At 52.3% G+C, this 20,520-nt stretch carries 12 protein-coding genes; 10 read left to right on the forward strand and 2 right to left on the reverse strand.

The window, feature by feature from the left end:
- Positions 1-135: 135 nt before the first annotated feature.
- Positions 136-1,368 carry a penicillin-binding transpeptidase domain-containing protein gene (locus GEOB_RS12885; RefSeq protein WP_012647676.1) on the reverse strand — a complete coding sequence of 411 codons (1,233 nt, stop codon included), beginning with the start codon at positions 1,366-1,368 and terminating at the stop codon, positions 136-138.
- Between the two features lie 346 nt (positions 1,369-1,714).
- Here GEOB_RS12885 and GEOB_RS12890 point away from each other — a divergent pair, with 346 nt between their 5' ends.
- The 4 genes from GEOB_RS12890 to GEOB_RS12905 all read left to right on the forward strand — a co-directional run bounded on the left by GEOB_RS12890 (position 1,715) and on the right by GEOB_RS12905 (position 6,288).
- Positions 1,715-2,881 carry an Lcl C-terminal domain-containing protein gene (locus GEOB_RS12890; RefSeq protein WP_012647677.1) on the forward strand — a complete coding sequence of 389 codons (1,167 nt, stop codon included), beginning with the start codon at positions 1,715-1,717 and terminating at the stop codon, positions 2,879-2,881.
- Positions 2,882-3,009: 128 nt separating this feature from the next.
- Positions 3,010-4,650: a DUF748 domain-containing protein gene (locus GEOB_RS12895; RefSeq protein WP_012647678.1), complete on the forward strand. Its 1,641-nt coding sequence runs from the start codon at positions 3,010-3,012 to the stop codon at positions 4,648-4,650.
- 41 nt (positions 4,651-4,691) lie between these two features.
- Positions 4,692-5,306: a response regulator transcription factor gene (locus tag GEOB_RS12900; protein ID WP_195892549.1), complete on the forward strand. Its 615-nt coding sequence runs from the start codon at positions 4,692-4,694 to the stop codon at positions 5,304-5,306.
- A 55-nt stretch (positions 5,307-5,361) separates the two neighbouring features.
- Positions 5,362-6,288 carry a YihY/virulence factor BrkB family protein gene (locus tag GEOB_RS12905; RefSeq protein ID WP_012647680.1) on the forward strand — a complete coding sequence of 309 codons (927 nt, stop codon included), beginning with the start codon at positions 5,362-5,364 and terminating at the stop codon, positions 6,286-6,288.
- A gap of 4 nt (positions 6,289-6,292) precedes the next feature.
- On the opposite strand, the gene yciA is transcribed toward GEOB_RS12905, so the two are convergent.
- Complete coding sequence (gene yciA, locus GEOB_RS12910; protein ID WP_012647681.1) at positions 6,293-6,703, reverse strand: acyl-CoA thioester hydrolase YciA; 411 nt, start codon at positions 6,701-6,703, stop codon at positions 6,293-6,295.
- A gap of 196 nt (positions 6,704-6,899) precedes the next feature.
- On the opposite strand from yciA, the gene GEOB_RS12915 reads away from it, so the two are divergent.
- The 6 genes from GEOB_RS12915 (at position 6,900) to GEOB_RS12940 (ending at position 20,517) form a co-directional block, all read left to right on the forward strand.
- On the forward strand, positions 6,900-8,678 hold the full coding sequence (locus GEOB_RS12915) for a sigma-54-dependent Fis family transcriptional regulator (protein ID WP_012647682.1): 1,779 nt from the start codon (positions 6,900-6,902) through the stop codon (positions 8,676-8,678).
- Positions 8,679-9,210: 532 nt separating this feature from the next.
- The gene (locus tag GEOB_RS12920; protein ID WP_012647683.1) at positions 9,211-10,521 is read left to right on the forward strand and encodes an acetyl-CoA hydrolase/transferase family protein; all 1,311 of its coding nucleotides are present in this window, start codon (positions 9,211-9,213) and stop codon (positions 10,519-10,521) included.
- 433 nt (positions 10,522-10,954) lie between these two features.
- A complete protein-coding gene (locus GEOB_RS12925) occupies positions 10,955-14,203 on the forward strand; it encodes a SpoIIE family protein phosphatase (RefSeq protein WP_327049798.1) in 3,249 nt (1,082 codons plus the stop codon).
- Positions 14,204-14,293: 90 nt separating this feature from the next.
- On the forward strand, positions 14,294-16,606 hold the full coding sequence (gene recG / locus GEOB_RS12930; protein WP_012647686.1) for an ATP-dependent DNA helicase RecG: 2,313 nt from the start codon (positions 14,294-14,296) through the stop codon (positions 16,604-16,606).
- 204 nt (positions 16,607-16,810) lie between these two features.
- Positions 16,811-19,825 (forward strand): L-glutamate gamma-semialdehyde dehydrogenase, encoded by a 3,015-nt coding sequence (gene pruA, locus GEOB_RS12935; protein ID WP_012647687.1) that lies wholly within the window; start codon positions 16,811-16,813, stop codon positions 19,823-19,825.
- A 158-nt stretch (positions 19,826-19,983) separates the two neighbouring features.
- Positions 19,984-20,517 carry a YceD family protein gene (locus GEOB_RS12940; protein WP_012647688.1) on the forward strand — a complete coding sequence of 178 codons (534 nt, stop codon included), beginning with the start codon at positions 19,984-19,986 and terminating at the stop codon, positions 20,515-20,517.
- Positions 20,518-20,520: the final 3 nt, after the last annotated feature.

A 20,520-nucleotide genomic window follows, 5' to 3' on the forward strand; every position in this document is an offset into this window, starting at 1 on the left:
CAGCATACCCCTCGGTAGTTTCTGAAGCTCTGGCGGCGCGAGTCTCTGATCAGATTAAGGGGAGATTGAATTTTTTGCGGTGATGCAAGTCACCTTACCGGCATGGGGAGGGGGCTGGGGATGGGACAAAAATGCTTACTTGCCGGCGAAAAAGATATCCAGGGCGGCGCGGCCCAGTTGAGGGGCACGCAGCCTCAACAGATCGCCGTTTATGGTGAGGGCGACAAAGGCTATCCGGGGATTGTCTGCCGGGGCGAGGCCGGCAAACCAGTTGTAATGACCACGGGGATCATAGCCGATGATGGAACCGGTTTTGCCTGCCACTGGAATAAGGCTGTGGTAACGAAGGCCTTTGCTATCCCTGAAAGCAGTCTTCGCCGTACCGGTAATGACCGTGCCGTACATGGAGCGGATCAACTCGCCGGCCACATGTGGTGAAGTCATTGTAAAAAGAGGGGATGGCTTCATCTGGTAAATTTCTTTTCCCCCCGGTTTATGGATGGTGTCGACGAAGGAGGGAACGGGCATTGTTCCCCCATTGCCAAGTGCGGCAAAAATCATGGCCACATGGAAGGGGGAAATCTTGATCCGGTGATCGAGTCCGGCCGCCATGCGCATCAGCTCGCCACTGGTGGAGGGTGTGGGAAGTTCCTCGGTGGCAATGAAATTGCCACCGAACGGGGCGGTGCCGAAACCGAACTGTTTAGCCGTCGAAGCAAGCATTGATATGTCGAGACATTCCTCTGCAAGCCTGCCGAAGGCCGGGTTTACCGAACGTGCCATGGCATTGCACAAGGGAATGGTGGTATCTCCGCCTCGCCCTGGCTTGCCCCATCGGCTCGGGCTTTCCGAAGATGCCCTGCCGCGGAAGTGAAGTGGTGTGAGCGCATTGGCCTTACCGGACTCGAAGGCTGCTGCTGCAGTGACTATCTTGAACAGGGAGGCCATGGGATAACCGGTGAATGGGGCGCGATTCTTCCACTCCGTCGACAGGGATGAATGGGAGACACTGGCCAGCACTCGTCCGGTCTTCGGTTCTATGGCGATAAAGACGGCATAGGGGACCCTGCTTTTCTCCATCACGGCACGCAAGCCTGCCTGAAGATCCCCATGCAGGGAAAGTCGTGCGATGTTGCCGTCCTGCAGGAGAAGATCGCCGCCTGGTGAGGGGGTGAGTCCGGCAGTAGTGCAGACATAACGGAAGAGGTCCAGGCCGGAAAGGGATGCATAGCGGAAAAGCTGGGGCTTTGCAGGGGCTGAATCCTTGCCGAAAAGTCTCTTGCCCGTGGGGCTTGCGGTCAGAAAAACAGCGCCAGAAATGCAGACACCGGCGATGATAATGGCGTAAAGTACGGTTTTTCTTGTCATCTATGAAGCTGCTCCTCGTTCCGGATCATTCAAGGCTGCCATGGCATCGAAAAAAAATCAACTGCCATGGCAATTGGAGCACAGCTTTTTTTAGCTAAGGTGATGGTCGTCACCTGCCGGTCATCTGTTCCATAAAAAACGTTTTTCATTCCTCATAATTCCCCATTGAAAAAGCCATTGCAGTTCGAAGTGATATAATATTTTTCGTTGAGGCACATCCAATGTCAGCTGTGGGGCTTGTAGTCGGGCCCCTCTGCTAACATTTTTTTGTGCTTATTAATCTTCATTGTCAGCCGATACATTCAATAGGCAACGCCGTTACTTTTTATTAAAAGGAGGGCACGCTATGTTGAATTCATTTCTTTCTTCGGTCTTTTCCCCTTTTCATCCTCTTCTTAACTGTTCCCGGCGCGTAATCGTTCTGTTGTTTCTATTTTTGCCGATTGCATCTTTTTATGGATGCAGTGTCACTCACAGCACCTTTACCGTGTACGATCTCAATGAAAAGACTGTTGCGTCGTTGAGACAGGATGTTGGCCTGTGCCGTGCTGCAGGCGCCAGGGCCTTACCGGATCGCACCATGTTCTGGCTTTCCATGGCTGCCCTTTATGGTATCGAACATAATACCAGTGTTGCTACCAACAATTGTCTTCTTTCCCGCGGCTGGCGGCCGAAACTTCAGTTTGCCGGGCCTTTCGGAGCTGTACCGGGGGACCTTGAAACAGCGCTGAAGAAATGCGGAGCTGAGGGGGGGTATTCCGGCCTGCTGGCAAAGGCAGAATTCAGCGGCATGGTGGCAGAAAACGTCATAGCCAAGGCTGCCGGTGCCGGAAACGTTGAACCGGGCCTGAACGGGCTCAGGCAATGTCTGGACTCTTTCGGGTGGGAGGTCATCGACAGGCCTCCGTGGATATCGCCGGACGACGCTTCTTCCAGTTATGTTGCCGACCCGGTTGCTGAAAACATAGCTGAAAAATTTGTAGTAAGGCAAAAAGTAGTGAGGGACACCGGCAAAGCCATATATTGGCTGCAGGACAACCCCCAAGATGCCACCGATTGTGACTGGCACAAGGCCAGACGCTATGTCATCGGACTTAACAAGGGGCGTTTCAGCGGCTATTCCGACTGGCGAATTCCACGCAGGGACGAGGTTGAAAGCCTGCTTGATTTTGCAAGGTGGAACGCAGCCAGCGATATGGCGGCTCTACTGAAGAAATTGGGTTTCAACGGCATTGAAGGTGCAGTCTACTGGACCTCTTCTCCCATCATTGACGATGTTTCCGGAGATGGCATATGGGGGGTGAATTTTGCAACCCGTGAATATATCAGGCTGGGCAGATCGACGTCCTTCAGCGCACACGTCCTTCCGGTCAGAGGTCGTGGCTGGGGCTCCAGTGAACCGGAACTCCCCCTTTATGAACCGACGGACAAGGAAGGAGAGGGGGAGCTTATAGCTGCCCGCTATCATCGCTGCAAAACAGGTAACTGTGCTTTAGTTGCCCAAAAACCCTAGGAGTCTGTCAAGCGCTTTTCTTGTCAGGCCTACCTCGCCCCTGTTGTTAATTGACATGTTCTAATTTGCCGGTAGAGTAAAATAGTGATTCTTCCATGTGACGCTGCTGCATAAATAATGGGGAGACCGTGGCCGAGCAAAACAATTCCGAGAATGATTCAAAAGATCATGTTTCAGGGAAAACTGCGGGAGAGCAGCGATTCAAGAAGGCCTTGCTGTGGGTTTTCAGTATTCTGCTGTTTGTAGCTGTAGCGCTGTATGTGGCCTCATTCTTTCTCGACGAGCCGTTGCGCCGCTATACGGAAAAAACTGTCAACAAGCGCCTCAAGGGATATTCCATCAGCCTTTCCGGTATGCACCTGCAACTGGTGGGAGGGACAGTGACGTTGGATGGTTTGAAAGTTTTACAGGATGCCCATCCTGTTCCACCCATTGCTGTAATTCCAAGCACCAAAGGCTCCATAAGCTGGCGTGACCTCTTGTATGGAAGAGTGGTGGCGACAATTGGTATCGATCGTCCCAAGATGCACATAGACCTGCAGCAGTTAAAGAGTGAAATGACCAGCAAAGAAAAATTGAAGGACCGTGGTTGGCAGGAGGCCATTGAGGCAGTTTTTCCGTTAAAGATAAACAATTTTGTTATCCGGAATGCCTCCATTACATATGTGGACAAGGATGCCGGCAAACCCCTGCATCTGACCAATCTAAATGTAACGGCCGGCAACATCCGCAATGTCCGGGTAAAGGACAAGGTCTACCCCTCTTCTCTGCACATGGATACCGTCATTTTCGGGTCTGGCAGGGGACAGTTCGACGGTAATGCAAATTTCCTTTCACAGCCTGTGCCCGGCATCAAAGGGACGTTCAAGCTGGAGGGAATACCCCTTGATTATTTCAAGCCGGTGGCTTCCCACATTAATCTTTCTGTTCGCAAGGGCGTGCTCTCCCTATCCGGAAATATGGAATATTCTCCGACAATAGCCAGTGTCCAAGTAAAGGATCTGCAATTTAAAGGGCTGGAGATGGATTATGTCCATTCGGCAGCTACTGCAAAAGCAGAAAAGAAAAGGGCAAAGAAAGTTGGCAAGGCCGCGGGCAAGGTGAGCAACAAGCCGGAGATACAGCTGCGCATCGACCGAATGAGGCTTACAGGGAGCAACATCGGCGTTATCAACAAGGATGCCGATCCCCCCTATCGTGTGTTTATTGCCGAGACTGATTTTTCCATGACGAACCTGACCAATCACTTCATCGAAGGCCCGGCTAAGGCTGAACTGTCAGGCAAATTCATGGGGAGCGGGATAACGAAGGCTTCCGCAGAGTTCAGGCCCGAAAAAAGCGGGCCAGACCTTGATCTGCAGGTAAAAATCGAAGATACCAGACTCAAAGACATGAATGACCTTTTCAAAGCCTATGGCAATTTCGATGTGTCGGCCGGCTTTTTCCTCTTTTACGCAGATCTTCATGTGCGAAACGACAGGGTTTCCGGTTACCTGAAGCCGTTGTTCAAGGACATAAAAGTCTATGACAGACGGCGAGATCAGGAAAAGACCGTTTTCCACAAGCTTTATGAAATGCTGGTCGGGGGAGTCGCCAACCTGCTGGAAAACAGACCGAGGGAAGAGGTTGCTACCGTAGTTGACATTGCGGGGCCGGTGACAAAACCGCAGACGAGCACCTGGCAGGTCTTGGCGCAGCTGGTTACCAATGCTTTTTTCAAAGCGATATTGCCGGGATTTGAGAGGGAAGTAACCTCTGCCAGCCGCTGAAATAAATGCATATTACCGGAGTAAAAACTGAGCGGGGGATCATGGATATTTCTTCTGCAGGTAAGACAAGAATTCTGATCAATCTGGGCAGCGCTCTTCTGGGAAGAGCGCTGCAGGATGTCATCAGCGCCAATCCGTCTTTTGAGACTTTTGTCGCCACTGACAGCAGATCAAGCCATGTTTTTGATCCCCATCACATCGTGGTGGACGTCCATGCCCTGGCGAAGGACCCGCAGTCCCATTGGCCAAACGCAAAGATGATTCTCATTGACACCGGCTTGCCGGAGGATGAACTTATCTCGCTGCTTCTGCATCATAAATTTTATGGTGTCATCTCAACGGATACCCCTCCTGAAATGTTTTCCAAAGCTCTGCATACGGTGAGCAAAGGGCAAATCTGGATTGACAACGACAAGATCAAGGCCTTGCTTCACAATCAGCCGTCTCATCTTAAGCCCGCAGGTCGTGCCAATCTCAGCAAGAAGGAACAGGACATAGTTGCCTTTATTGCCCAAGGGTTGAAAAACAAAGAGATAGCCCAAAGGCTCTGCATCAGTGAGCAGACGGTGAAGACGCACATAAGCCGTATCTTTAAAAAAGTGGACGTCGTCAGCCGTTCTCAACTTGTCCCTTTAGCTCTTAAACTGAGAATCTGAATTTTGCGAGCCTGCCCCTGTTATTTTTACAGCCATCTTGACCAGAGGAGCGCATATGTTTTCATTTCGTCGCTACTTCAAGCTGGGTGACCTGAGTTACAAGGAACTTGGCAAGCGGGTTTATGGACAGGTGACGGATCACGGATGTGCTGCCTACGCCGCCGCCATGGCCTACTATCTACTCTTTGCCCTGTTTCCGTTTTTTCTGTTTCTCACCACACTGATCGGATACCTCCCCATACCCGGGCTGCTGGATTTCATCCTCACTACCATGCAGAGATTTCTTCCGGAGCAGGCTTTCAGCCTGGTGCAGGACAATGTAAAATCGCTCTTTGGCAACAAGCAGGGGGGACTCTTGTCGCTGGGATTTGTCCTGGCGCTGTGGACCTCATCCAATGCAATTACTTCCATCATGGATATCATGAACAGGCTTTACCAGGTCCAGGAAGGTCGGCCGTTCTGGAAGGTGCGGCTTACGGCAATTGCCTTGGTGACGGTTCTTTCCGTTCTATTCATCCTGTCGCTTGTGCTCCTCATGTTCGGGCCAAAGCTGGGTTCCTTCATCGCCGGCATAACCCATTTGGGCCACTTTTTCGAGATCCTCTGGAATATCCTCATTGCACCGGCAACCCTGTTCATGCTGATGCTGGCCATAGCCATCATTTATTACTTTACGCCCGACGTTGAACAGAATTGGAAATGGATTTCTCCAGGCGCAGTTATTGCCATTCCGGTCTGGGTCCTCGCTTCATTGGCTTTTTCCTTCTACGTTAATAATTTCGGCTCCTATAACAAGACCTATGGCAGTATCGGTGCGGTCATCATTCTTCTGTTCTGGCTTTACATAAGCGGTTTTATCATACTTGCCGGGGCTGAGATAAATTCGGCTGTGGAACATTCATCGGCAGAGGGAAAGGAGCCGGGTGAAAAGGTTGAAGGTGAGCGTGAAGGTGAGGCCGGCGCCAAGGGGCAGAAGGGCTGAATGGTCAACCCTTGGGAATCGGCCGTTTTAGTCCTTCATCATCAACAGCCACATAAGTGAACGATGCCTCGGTAACCATGAACAACGGGTGTTCCTTTCCGTAACACGTTGCGCGCAGCACCGGTTTTACCCATACTTCCAGCCGGATGGTCACCGAGGTGTTGCCTATCTTGACTGCTTTACCGTAACAACAGACCACATCACCGACCTTGACCGGCTTAATGAACTTCATGGCATCAACAGCGATGGTAACGCAGCGTCCGCAGGTTATCTCTATGGCCATCATGCCGCCTGCAATGTCCATCTGCGACATGATCCAGCCACCAAAAACATCGCCGTTTGCGTTGGTGTCGCTCGGCATGGGCGAAGTCCTCAAAAGCAGTTCCCCATCAGGTCTTGCATCCTCACTTGGCATGTTCCCTCCACTTGCTTTAATGTCGTATCATAAAAGGTCAATCCAAATATAACGCAATTTTTGCAGTTTCATCGCCCGGCCCATAAAATTTAACCGATTGAAATGATACAGCGTTTGTACTATAAATAACGAGACGCGTTCTTGTCTATATATTTTGGTGCTGACATGTGGCGAACAATGTTTTAAAAAGGGGTTTATGGAGAGCGATAGCAAAAAAAACGGGTGTCACCCCGAAAGCTGCAGTTCCGGCGTCATCAGGCTCGATGCCGACCTCTGCATAGTTTATCTGGACAAAGCGGCTGAAGCAACGCTGGAGCTTCCTTCTGCCAGTCTCATTGGTAAAAAAATTGATCATGTAGCCGATCTGGCAAACCTTGGCAACTTGATGCACGGGGGAATCAGTTTCAGCGACCAGGTTATTCTCATCGGTGGGCGCCGCATTGTCTGTGATTTCGTTCCCCTTGTGGAGAACGATCTGATGGTTGGCGGAGTTCTGTCACTGCTCGGATCAATCCCGGACAGTTGCAACGATACCGATGACAACCTCAGGGAAATCCTCCGCTCAACCAGTGCTTTCATGAACTTCGATTTTGACGGCATCATTGTCGTCGATCGCAACGGTATCGTGGTTATGGTTAACCAGTCCTTTGCCAGGTTGCTGGATACGACACCACAGGCGATGATCGGCAGACACGTGGATCAGGCCTACCAGAACTCCCAGCCTTCACATCTGCCGATGGTTATGGAAACTGGCAAGCCCGACCTGGGAATTATCCATTATTTTAACGGCAAACAGGTTTATGCGAACCGTTTCCCTCTGATCAAGGAGGGCAGGGTTATCGGTTGCGTCGGCAAAATCCTCTTCATGGATATCCGTGAGATTCCCCTCATAGCACGACAGTTGCAAGCTGCTCCGGAAAGCAAGGGGCACCCTCACACCCTGAACAGGAAGGAGATCCTTTTCAAGTATGACACCAACAGCATCGTCGGTCAGAGCAGAAAAATTCAGGAAATGAAAGAAACATTGCTCCGGGTTGCCCAGAAAAACTCCAATGTGCTGCTTCGGGGGGAAAGCGGTACCGGCAAGGAACTCTTTGCCCATGCCATTCATGCTGCCAGCACCCGTCATTATTCACCGTTCGTCAAGGTGAACTGTGCAGCCATCCCCGAGCATCTTCTGGAGTCGGAGCTTTTCGGTTATGCGGAAGGGGCATTTACCGGCGCAAAAAAAGGGGGGCAGATCGGCAAATTCGAGCAGGCCCATACCGGTACCATTTTTCTTGATGAAATAGGGGATATGCCCCTCTATATGCAGGTGAAAATCCTGCGGGTGCTGCAGGAAAAAGAGCTTACCAACCTGGGAAGCACAAAGCAGAAAACGGTCGATGTGCGTGTCGTTGCTGCTACAAATCGCAACCTTGAACAGATGGTGAAAGAGGGAAAATTCAGGGAGGACCTGTATTATCGGCTCAATGTCGTTGCCCTCACCATACCGGCTTTGCGGGAGCGAAAGGAAGATGTTTATCCCCTGACGATGAATTTCATCGAGCAGTTCAATGTGGAGTTCGGATTGTCCGTGGAGGACCTGGATGCCGATGCATGGGAAATCTTCAAGAGCTATGACTGGCCGGGCAATATACGCGAATTGCGCAATGTTGTAGAAAGCGCCTTTAATGTCGTCAGCGGCCACCTGATCACCAGAGCCCATTTGCCGGAACAACTTACCCAGTTATGCCCGGACACCACGGTGGATTCCGTAGGAATCGAAGATTTCATCCGTGCCAGTCTGGGTAAGAAAGACATTACTCAGATAATGGATCAGTTTGAAAACCTGCTTCTCCGGAAGGCTGTCGAGTTCTGCCATGGGAATAAACAGCAAGCGTCAAGGCTCTTGGGTATTTCCCGGCAAGGTCTTTATAAAAAATTGAGCCGGCAAGCGATTGGAGGAAGCGATATGGACGACTCCGAAACGTGAGGTAGTGTGCCATTCCACCTGTCCGTACCTCATCAATGGGCGGACAGTTTTTAAACTCCTAAACAACGTTTTATTGAAATTTTTAACTTTCAACCTGCCTCTTTCAAACCTCTTATAATCCTCTTTCTTTATCCCTTTATCTCTAAACACATGCTGTGTCGGTCAACTGTAAACAAACGTTGACAGTGTCGCAGAAAATGTAAATAACAACCAAACCGCTGTAGACAGCGGATTAAGCCTTTATTGATGTTTGTCTTCGAGAGTTGTGTAAACAATTGGTTACAGTACCCGTTAGGGCTTATGGTCCAGGTGTGGTCAAGCGAATAAAAAAATAGTCACGTAATATCAGGTATTAAGGCCTGGATGCGGTTGTTGTATTAATATAAAAACGCTGTTTGGTATTTCAGTTGCTATATAGAAAGCAGGTACGCTGATGGGGATGGGCGTGAAGTGAAAATCAAATAACAGCAAACCGGAGTTTTATATGGGAACGAACGGTTATTTAGAAAAGACATCAAAGGAGGCTACGATTATGAATTTGGCACTTACCCAGCGCAGCTATGAAAAAGAATATCAGGAAAAGCTCTGTTCTGCCCAGGAAGCGGCGGCAATCGTCCAGTCCGGCGATCATCTCTGTTTTCCTCTCGGGGTAGGGGAGCCCACCTTGATGGTCAGGGCATTGGCAGCACGTAAGCGCGAGCTGGAAGGGGTTGTCGTCAATCAGCAGCATCATCTGTGCCCCGACTATTTCACTGAGGATTCCGTACCCCATATCAAGGTAAACGCCTGGTTCACCAGCCACGTATCACGGGAGGCGGTGCAGAAAGGTTGGGCAGACTTCGTGCCTAATCATTTCAGCGAGGTCCCCAGGCTCATACGTGAGTACTGGCCTGTGGATGTGGCGGGCACGGTAGTTTCTCCCATGGATGAGCATGGCTTCTTTACCTGCAGCTTGTCCGTCGGCTATACCATGGAAGCGGTGAAGAAGGCGAAGAAGGTTGTGGTGCAGGTGAATCCGCAAGCGCCAAGAACCCACGGTAACTGTCACATTCATATTTCTGAGGTTGACCATATCATCGAGTGCGATGAACCGCTCCAGGAACTGGCTATTCCCCCTGTTTCTGCTGTGGAGGAGGCAATCGGCGGCTATCTGGCGGAGATGATCGAAGACGGCTCAACTCTGCAGATGGGCTGGGGAGGGATTCCCAACGCGGTATGCAAGGCGTTGCTCAGGAAGAAGGATCTTGGCATCCACACCGAATTAATTTCCAATGGCATCGTCGATCTGATGCTCGCCGGCGCGGTAAACAATTCCCGCAAGACCATTCACCGGGGCAAGAGCCTCGGCACTTTTGCCTTGGGAACGAAAAAAGTCTTCGAATTCATGAACGAAAACCCCATGATCGAGATGCACCCGGTTGATTACGTGAACGACCCGTATGTAATCGGCCAGATCGACAACATGGTCTCCATCAATGCCACTATCCAGGTGGACCTCCTCGGACAATGCTGCTCCGAGTCCTTTGGCCATCTACAGTGGAGCGGAACAGGGGGCCAGGCAGACTTTGCACGTGGCGCCAACAGATCGCGCGGCGGCAAGGGCTTTATCTGCACGGCGTCAACAGCCAAGAATGGCACTGTCTCTTGTATCGTACCCACATTGACCGCCGGCTCATCGACAACAACCAGCAAAAATGATGTGGATCATGTAGTGACGGAATTCGGCGTCGCCAAGCTCAGGGGGCAGACGGCGAAGCAGCGCGCCATGAACCTCATCAACGTTGCCCATCCAGACTTCAGGGGTGAGCTCATGGAGGCTGCACGCAGGATGAACAGGATTTAAGATTTACCCGCTTCAGCAAAACTACTCCCATGTTATGCCCCCTTGTCTCAAGGGGGCCTTTTTCGTACCTCATTCAATAAAGAGAAATTGCAATAGCTGGAAATTGGCAGGTAGGCACACCCCGCCCTCGATCTCCGTGGTCATTTCAATCCTTATCATTCCCATATTCGGGCCCTGCTCCAGTTTGCCATGGCCCAGGCTTTTTCCGTTCTTTATGTCAAAATAGTCGACACCGCTCCGGGCAGGGCTATAATTAATCTATTTAGTTTCCATCCGGAAAGGGTTCTTTTCTGCCCTGGCGGCGTCAATCTGCGGGCTTACTTGTGCGACGTACCGATGTACGTCTCCGCGCAAGCCCTTGATTTCCTTGCCAGAACAAAAAATCCCCTCTTTCTGAATCGGAAACCACTAGTTTCTTATCCGGAGTTTCCGGATGGAAACTATTTATCCATTTGTCAAAGACGGGAATTCCATGTTGACGGTCGGAATCGTTTCCACCATGACAGTTCTTTATCTTGGCTTGCTGTTTGCCGTGGCCTATTACGCGGACAATAAGCGCAAGACGGGGCAGAGCATAATTGCCAATCCCTATGTCTATTCCCTTTCCCTTGCTGTTCATTACACTTCCTGGACCTTCTACGGCGTCGTCGGGCTTTCAGCTACCAACGGTATCGCTTTTCTCGCCCTTTATCTGGGCAACACCCTGATGGCCTTCAGCTGGTGGTTTCTGCTGCGTAAAATGGTGCGTATCAGCAAAGAGCAGCACATTACCAGCATCGCCGACTTCGTCTCCAGCCGTTACGGCAAGTCACCCCTCCTTGGCGGAATCGTCACCGTTTTCAGTATCATGATAATAATTCCTTTCATTGCCTTGCAGCTTAAGGCCGTGGCCTATACCTTCGATCTTCTGACCGTTTCTCCGGGTACAGACGGATTCAGGCACATAGTGCCAGCGCTTCCCGAATTCATCGATACCGCTTTCATTGTCGCCATATTTCTCGGCATTTTCGGCATTCTTTTCGGGGCACGGCATCTGGATGCTTCGGAGCGACACGAGGGGCTTGTGGCTGCAGTTGCCCTGCAGTCGGTTGTCAAGCTCATTGCCTTTGTTACTGTGGGCATCTTTGTTACCTACGGTATTTTCGATGGTTTCACCGATATTTTCAGCCGTTTTGCCTCGCAATTTCCCGAACGGAAACATCTCTTTCTCCTGGGGACCGGGCCGGCGCCTTATGCCACCTGGCTTACCCTCCTTCTTTCCACCATGGCGTTTGTAATGTTCCAACCCCGCCAGTTCCAGATCATGGTTATTGAGAATTCCCACGAAGAGCACATCAAGGATGCCATGTGGCTTCACCCGGCCTACACTTTTCTTATTACCCTGTTTGTCATCCCCATAGCTTTGGGAGGGATCATTGCATACGGCGGCAATACAACAATGGCCGACTTTTTTGTTCTTAATTTTCCGCTGCAGACAGGGCATCCCTGGTTGGCCCTGCTGGTATTCATCGGTGGCTTTTCTGCTGCTGCAGGGATGGTCATGGTGGAAGCGGTAGTTCTTTCCACCATGATTCTCAACCACCTGATAATCCCGATCATCATTCATCTTGGCATCGGAGGCTCAGACATATCCGGGGTTCTCATCAACATCAAAAGGGTTGGCATCCTTGGGGTGGTGCTCCTCGGCTACCTTTACTACCAGTTCATCGGCGAGTCATACACTTTGATCAATATCGGCATTATTTCGTTGATAGCTGCCAGCCAATTCGCACCCTCCATAATCGGTGGGCTTTACTGGAAGAGGGCAAGCCGTTGGGGTGCCACCGTCGGCCTGGTGCTTGGCTTTTTTATCTGGTTCCATACCCTCGTCATTCCCCTGTTGGTCAAAGAGGGCTGGTTGGATAACGGCATCATGCAAAACGGCCCCTTCGGCCTCGCTTTCCTGCGCCCGCTTCACCTGTTCGGTATGACGGAACTGGACATGTTGCCCCATTCCCTGTTTTGGAGCATGCTATTCAATCTTGGGACGTTCATTGCCTGCTCCCTCTTGAGCGAGCCTTCGGAAAGCGTGGCCGAGCAGGCCGTCAAGTTTGTGGATGTCTTTGAGGCGCGTGAGGAACCGGTCAGGCTCAAAAGGATGAGCAGAGCACCTGCCATTGTGGAGTTTATCGACCTGATGACCAAGTTTATCGGCGAGAAACAGGCTCACGCGGCCATATCCCGGTATCTTGGCGACAAGGAGATCGATGAACGGGGGAGCCTTTCCGAGTATGAACTGCCCGTTCTGAAGCGTTTCACTGAAAAGGTGCTGGCCGGTTCGGTGGGGGCCGCCTCGGCCGGAATTATCGTCGAAAGCTATATGGCGGCAAGGGGAAGCAAGCTGGAAGATGTTTTCGACATTTTCGGCACGGTGACCCTCAGTCGTACCGCCAGCCGCGAACAGCTCGGTCTCCTTTATGAGGCAGCAAAGGCCGTGGCAGGCAAAGCTGATTTGCTGGCCATATTGGACAATATTCTCAATCACATCAAGCAGCAGTTCAAGTTCGATGCCTGCACCATCCGCGTTCTGGAAGAGAAAAAAGGACGCCTTGTCCTTTTAAGCCAGAAGGGGATGAGTCTGAAACACCTGGAAGAATCGGACCGTGAGCTGAATATGGAGACCTATGCCGGGGCTGCCTTTCTCAACAATTCACCGGAGATAGTCAACGATGCCGATGGAATGAACAAGCCGCTTTCGGCCCAAGTCATCCGCAGAGAAGGAATTAAATCCTTCGTCCATGTCCCTATCACCATTGAAGGACAGCCGGTCGGGATACTTTCTGCATTCTCCAAATCCATGAAAGGGATTTTCACGGAAGAATTCATTGAGCTGTTCAACAGTCTGGCAGGACAGATCGGCATTGCACTGCGTAACGCCCGGCAGGCTGAAAAGCTCATTCAGGTAAAGGAACACGAAAAGGAGATGCAGATTGCCAGGGGAATCCAGTCCGGACTCCTGCCGGCCAGTCCTCCGGAGGTCAAAGGCATATCCCTTGCCGGTATATGCGTCCCGGCCAGGGAAGTGGGAGGGGACTACTTCGATTATCTGCCCCATGGCAGTGAGGCCCTGGATTTGATCATCGCCGACGTGTCCGGCCATAATGTGGGTGCTGCATTGATCATGACCGAAGTGCGTACCTTCATCCATGCGGAGGCAAGCAGTATCCGCAGTCCCCGCGATATTATGAACGCCCTCAATGAGTTTCTCTATGAGGACCTGACCCGTGCCGAACTCTTCATCACCATGTTTTACCTCAACTACGATGCAGGCCTAAGAAAGCTGTCTTTCGCCAATGCCGGCCATAACCGGCCCATATTGTGGCGGTCGGAATCAGGGGCATGTGAGTATCTGGATGCCGAAGGGCTGATTCTCGGCATAAAACGGAAGGTCGCCTTTGAGCAGAAACAGTTGTTGCTTGAACCCAATGACGTTCTATTGCTTTACACCGACGGCATCATAGAGGCAGCAAATCCTGCCGGAGAACTATTCGGCGAAGACAGGCTCTGTGGGCTCCTCCAAACGTATCGCCAGCTTCCCCCACAGCAGCTTGTCGATAGTCTTTTTAGCCAGGTCAGGTCTTTTGCCGGCAGCCAAAGTTTTGTAGATGATGTTTCGCTGGTGGTCATGCGGGTGGAGGAATGAACGGGATATGCCGGAACAGGTAAAATTAGGTTGACAACTCTGCTCGATACTTCCTATAACTCCTGCAAATTTATTGTCGCGGAAGTTCATATGCCCATTGTCAAACTCACGGACGCGAAAACATTGCCTCTCCCCGATGCTGTGCTTGAGGCCCTTGGCCTGATGGCAGGGGATTCTGTCTCCTTGGAGATCGGAGAAGACGGGGCGCTGATGGTGCGGCGGGTGGTTGTCACTGAGCCCGTTATCCGGGAGGCAACCACGACTTTGCAGCAGTCAATTCATCGCAAGAACCTGCAAACGCCCATGCAGTTTATCAAGGGAGTTGGTCCTAAACTGGCGGAACAGCTGGCAAAGAAGGGGATTTCTGTCGTTGAAGATGCCCTGTTTTTGCTCCCTCACCGTTACGAGGACCGACGGAGCTTAAGTAAGGTAAGCAAGCTGCGTCCCGGCGCCCATGAGGTTTTTTACGCAGAAGTGCTCTCTTTTGAAGCCAAGTCCACCAAGGGAGGGAAACGTTTTCTTGAGGTAACTGCCGGAGATGAAAGCGGCTCGATCACTCTCAAGTGGTTTCGCTTCAATCCTGTCTTTATGAAGAAGACCTGGCGCGTGGGGAGAAAAGGGGTATTTACCGGCGAGGTGGTCCAATACGGTTTCCAGAAGGAGATCCATCATCCTGAGGTGGAGTGGCTGGATGAAGGGGCCGATCTGGCGGCGCTCACAGCAAGGGATCCTCTCAATTTCGGCCGTATTCTGCCGGTTTATCCGCTGACGGAAGGACTCCACCAGAAGACACTGCGCAAGGTGATGAAGGAGGTCATCGACCGGTTCGTAATTGACGTGGAAAACCACCTGCCCCTGGGGGTAATGGAGAGGCACCACCTGATGCCCCTGGACGAGGCCCTGCGAGAGACTCATTTTCCGGGACACGATGCTGACCTGGCGAGACTGAACAACGGCGCAACCGTTGCCCACAAGACCTTTTCATTTGACGAACTCTTTTTTCTCGAACTGGGGCTGGCCCTGAAGCGGAGCGGCATCGTCCTTGAACAGGGGATTGCTTTCCAGGTGACGCACAAATACACCAGGGAACTGCTGAAACTGCTTCCTTTCCATCTCACCGACGCCCAGCGCCGTGTCCTTTCCGAGATAAAGAACGACATGATGCTCCCCCATCCCATGCACCGGCTGGTACAGGGGGATGTGGGCTGCGGCAAGACCCTGGTGGCCCTTATGGCTGCACTGGTGGCGGTGGAAAACGACTACCAGGTGGCGATCATGGCGCCGACGGAGATCCTTGCCGAGCAGCATTTCCTTACCATCCACCGCTGGTGCGACGCCTTGGGCATCAAGGTATCCCTGTTGACTTCAGGCATGAAGGGGAAGGCTAAAAGTGCCGTTCTCGAAGAAATCGCCGCCGGCAGGACCAGCATCGTCATCGGCACCCATGCGGTCATCCAGGAAAAGGTGGAATTCAACAGGCTCGGCCTGGGAATCATTGACGAGCAACACCGCTTCGGCGTACTGCAGCGGGGCATACTCAAAAGGAAAGGGATCAATCCTGACATCCTGGTGATGACCGCCACCCCCATTCCACGGACCCTGGCCATGACGGTTTTCGGCGACCTTTCCCTGTCGGTCATCGACGAACTGCCTCCCGGCAGGACGCCGGTGGAGACTCGCGTCGCCTTCGAATCCAGGCGCTCCCAAGTGTACGGCATCATCCGCGAGGAGGTTAAGAAGGGACGGCAGGCCTACATCATCTATCCTCTGGTGGAAGAGACCGAAAAGTCGGAACTGAAGGCAGCGGCGCAGATGGCCGAACATCTGGCACGGGATGTTTTCCCGGAATTGCGGGTTGGGCTGCTCCACGGCAGGATGAAGCCGGAAGAGAAGGAATCGGTCATGGGTGCATTCAAGGCCAGGGAGACGGACATTCTCGTTGCCACCACCGTCATTGAAGTGGGGATCGACGTGCCCAATGCCACGGTCATGGTCGTCGAGCATGCAGAGCGCTTCGGTCTTTCCCAGCTGCATCAACTGCGGGGCAGGGTAGGACGCGGCAGCGGCCAGTCCCGCTGTATTCTGCTCTCGTCCGGACAACTTTCCGAAGACGGCGAAAAACGCCTGCGGGTGATGGAATCCACCAATGACGGCTTCCGCATAGCCGAGGCCGATCTGGAGATCCGCGGCCCTGGAGATTTTCTCGGCACCCGTCAGGCAGGTCTTCCCGACTTCAGGGTGGCCAACATCCTGCGTGACGGACGTATCCTGGAAGCGGCTCGTGGAGAGGCCTTTGCCGTTGTTGAAAGAGATCCCGGTCTGGTTGACGGCGAAAATGCAGGTCTGCGCCAGGAACTTGTCAGACGCTGGGGTGGCCGCCTTGAACTAGCCGCCATTGCCTGATCCCTTCCTCAAATTTGTTATCCTTCCTTTACTTCATTCTCCAATCTGAAACATACTCTCGCGCCGGATAAAATTTCAGCGAACGTCAGGCAGGCAATTATCCCAGATTTATTAGTCCCCCTTCAATTGATAAAATGATAATCCTTATTAAAATGTAGGTTGTGGAAAAACGCGGGCAGCAGACAACTTCATGGGGAGGGAGCCATGGCGGACAGCGAATTGAACAGAAGGATCGTCTCCTGCGGAAGAGAGATGTTCGCCGGCATTTATGGAGAGACTCCTTCGCTCTTTGACAAGGGGCGGTGGCTGGGTAAGCTGATGGCCTGGAGCATGAGTGACGAGGAGTTCAAGACCCGGCTGTTCCGTTTCGTCGACGTATTCCCGACCCTTTCCACAGACAGGATGGTAGCCGACCATCTGGAGGAATACTTTGACGGTGCGCAGCCTCCAGTACTGGCTTTACTCCGCCAGGCCGCCGGTGTCTTCGGCCCATTCGGCAACTTTATCCAGAGGAAGGCTGTCTCAACGGCTATCCGAAAAATGGCGCAGCAGTTCATTGTCGGAGAGAATACCACGGAGGCAATCAGCAATATCGAACGCTTGCGCCATCAAGGTTTTGCTGCCGTTGTCGATGTATTGGGCGAGGCAACCCTTTCCGAAAAGGAGGCCGATGCCTATGTGGACCAGTATCTGGATCTTATCGGCTCCATTGAACGGGCCATGGGCCGCTGGAAACCCCTTGGCGCTGGCCGGACTTCAGGCAGTATGGATTGGGGACATGCACCCCGGATCAACGTTTCTGTCAAGGCAACAGCACTTTCTTGTCTGGCAAGCCCGATGGATTACGAGGGAAGCGTTGCGGCCATTCTTCGCAGGCTTCGCCTTATCTGTCGTCGCGTGAGGGAGGTAAATGGTTTTCTCTGCCTCGACATGGAGACCTATCGTTACAAGGAGATCATACTTGAGGTCTACCGACGCCTGAAACTGGAGAATCCAGACTATCATCACCTGGGGCTTGTTCTCCAGTCCTATCTCAGGGATACGGACCATGACCTGGATAATCTGGTTACCTGGGCAAGAGAAAATTGCCTTGGTATCTCCATCCGCCTGGTGAAGGGGGCATACTGGGATTATGAGATGATCAGGTCCCGCCAGAGCGGACTCCCCGAACCGGTCTGGACCATGAAGGCGGAAACTGACGCCGCTTTTGAACGTCAGGCACGCCGAATCATGGAAAACAGTGATGTCTGCCATTTTGCCTGTGCTTCCCACAACATCCGTTCCATTTCCGCTGTCATCGAGCTTGCCCGGGAACTGGCCGTGTCTGATGATCGATACGAATTTCAGGTCCTGTACGGTATGGCTGAACCAGTGCGTAAGGCAATCCTCAACCGTACCGGCCGATTGCGTCTCTACTGCCCATACGGTCCCATGGTTCCGGGCATGGGTTATCTGGTCCGACGGCTTCTGGAGAATACCTCCAATGTCTCTTTCCTTCGACAGACATTTGTGGATGCCGCAGGAGCAGAAAAACTGCTGGAGGATCCGTTGCATGTCGTGGAACGGCAGCGGCTTGCGGTCCAACCCAGACTGCGTGAGGGGGCAAAGTCTTCGGGGAAGGTGATTCCTTTCTCCAACGAGCCGGTCATCGATTTTACCAGAGAAGAGCAGCGCCAGGCGTTTCGTGAACATATCGGGCAGGTGCGCAGTCGGTTCGGCCGGAAATATCCGCTGTTCATAGGGGGACAGGAACTGGAAACGGAGGACTTGCTTCCTTCAATGAATCCCTCCGATCCGTCCGAGATCGTTGGCTGGGTGTGCCAAGCCGGAACCGATGAGGTAGCCCAGGCGATCGGGGCTGCCAGGAAGTCCTTTGAAACCTGGCGTGATATAACTCCTGAAATACGCGCTGAATTTCTCCTCAAGGCATGCACAGTCGTCCGTCGGCGCATCTACGAGCTTTCCGCCCTGCAGGTACTGGAAATCGGCAAGCAGTGGGATCAGGCCTATGCCGATGTGACTGAAGCCATTGATTTCCTCGAATATTATGCGCGGGAAATGATTCGCCTCGGCTCTCCCAGGTCAATGGGAAAAGTTGCCGGAGAGACGAATCAATACTTTTATGAGCCGAAAGGGGTTGCTGCTGTCATCGCCCCCTGGAATTTTCCCCTGGCGATCAGCATGGGCATGGTCTCTGCCGCCATTGTCACCGGGAACTGCGTCGTTTTCAAGCCTTCCGGCCTCACATCCATCATTGGCTGGCAATTGGTGGATATATTCAGAGAAGTTGGGCTTCCTGACGGTGTCTTTAACTTTGTCCCCGGTCGCAGCGGCATCATGGGCGATTACCTGGTTGACCATCCCCATGTCAGCCTCATTGCCTTCACCGGTTCCATGGAGGTGGGGTTGAGGATCATCGAGCGCGCTGCCAAGGTGCAGCCCGGCCAGGAAATGGTAAAAAAGGTCATCTGCGAAATGGGAGGGAAAAACGCGATTATTATTGACGATGATGCCGATCTGGACGAGGCGGTTCCCCATGTATTCAATTCGGCCTTCGGTTTTCAAGGGCAGAAATGCTCGGCATGTTCCAGGGTCATTGTCCTTGATGGCATCTACGATAAATTTGTCCAGCGGCTTACGGCACTGGCCGAAGCTGTTCCGGTCGGGCCAGTCGAAGATCCTGCCAATCTCATAGGTGCGGTTGCAGAAGAAAATGCTCAAAAACGTATAATGAACTACATTGAAGTTGGCCGGCAGGAAGGGCGTCTGCTTTATCAGGGGCATGTGCCGGAGGTCGGATTTTTCGTACCACTGACCATCATTGGCGATATCCGCCCGGAACATCGGCTTGCCCAGGAGGAAATTTTCGGACCGTTGCTTGCCGTAATGCGGGCAAGAGATTTCAATGAAGCCCTGGTCTGGGCCAATTCTACCCGCTATGCTCTGACCGGCGGCCTTTTCAGCCGCAGCCCCGAACATATTGCCATTGCCACCAAGCGATTTCGTGTCGGCAATCTCTACCTCAACCGCAACTGCACGGGTGCCCTGGTCGGTCGTCAACCCTTCGGCGGTTTCAGGTTGTCCGGTGCCGGTACCAAGGCGGGCGGGCCTGATTATCTCCTTCATTTCATGGATCCGCGGGTGGTGACCGAGAACACCATGCGCAGAGGCTTTGCTCCTGCGGGTGCAGGCGATGGATCTTCCTGCCGAAAACGTTAGAACATTTTTGGTTATTTATTGTTGCAAATAGTCCTCGAATGGTTTAATAGATGGACCCTCAGCAACGGGGGGCAGGGTGCGCTGGCAGTTTTACCTTGACAAATGGTGATCCGTCTATATACTGGGTAGCTTTGAATGCTGTGCCCATTGGTGATACTTTGAAAGTTCGGATAGCCGATTTAAAAGATAAAGCGTTGCACATGGAGGCTGAGGAGCCGGTTAATGACTATCCGGACTTGCTTGCCATGACCGGGACCGGCGAGTGCGAATTTCTGTCTCCGCTACGGCTTGATTTCACTGTAGCCAGGGAGTTTGACCATATCAGGGCTTCCGGCAAGGTAGAAACGGCCGTAAGAGTTTCCTGCGCCCGTTGTCTCACTGAATTCGACATCGAGATATCATCATCCTTTACGATTTTTTATACGAAATCTGCCGAGCCGCTTGACGAAGAGGTCGAGCTGGCCGCGGAAGACCTGATTTCCAAATCCTACCAAGGGGAAGAAATCGATTTCTCCACTGAGGTGGCGGAACAGGTAATCATGGAGATACCCTTCAAGCCCCTATGCCGGGATGATTGTAAGGGATTATGCAGTAGTTGCGGAGCCAATCTTAACGACACCGCTTGCGGCTGCGCTACGAGCGAAGGCAGTTTCAAATTCAACGCGTTGAAGGGTATCAAGATAGACAAGTAAAGG

The sequence above is a fragment of the Geotalea daltonii FRC-32 genome, assembly GCF_000022265.1.
GTDB lineage: Bacteria > Desulfobacterota > Desulfuromonadia > Geobacterales > Geobacteraceae > Geotalea > Geotalea daltonii.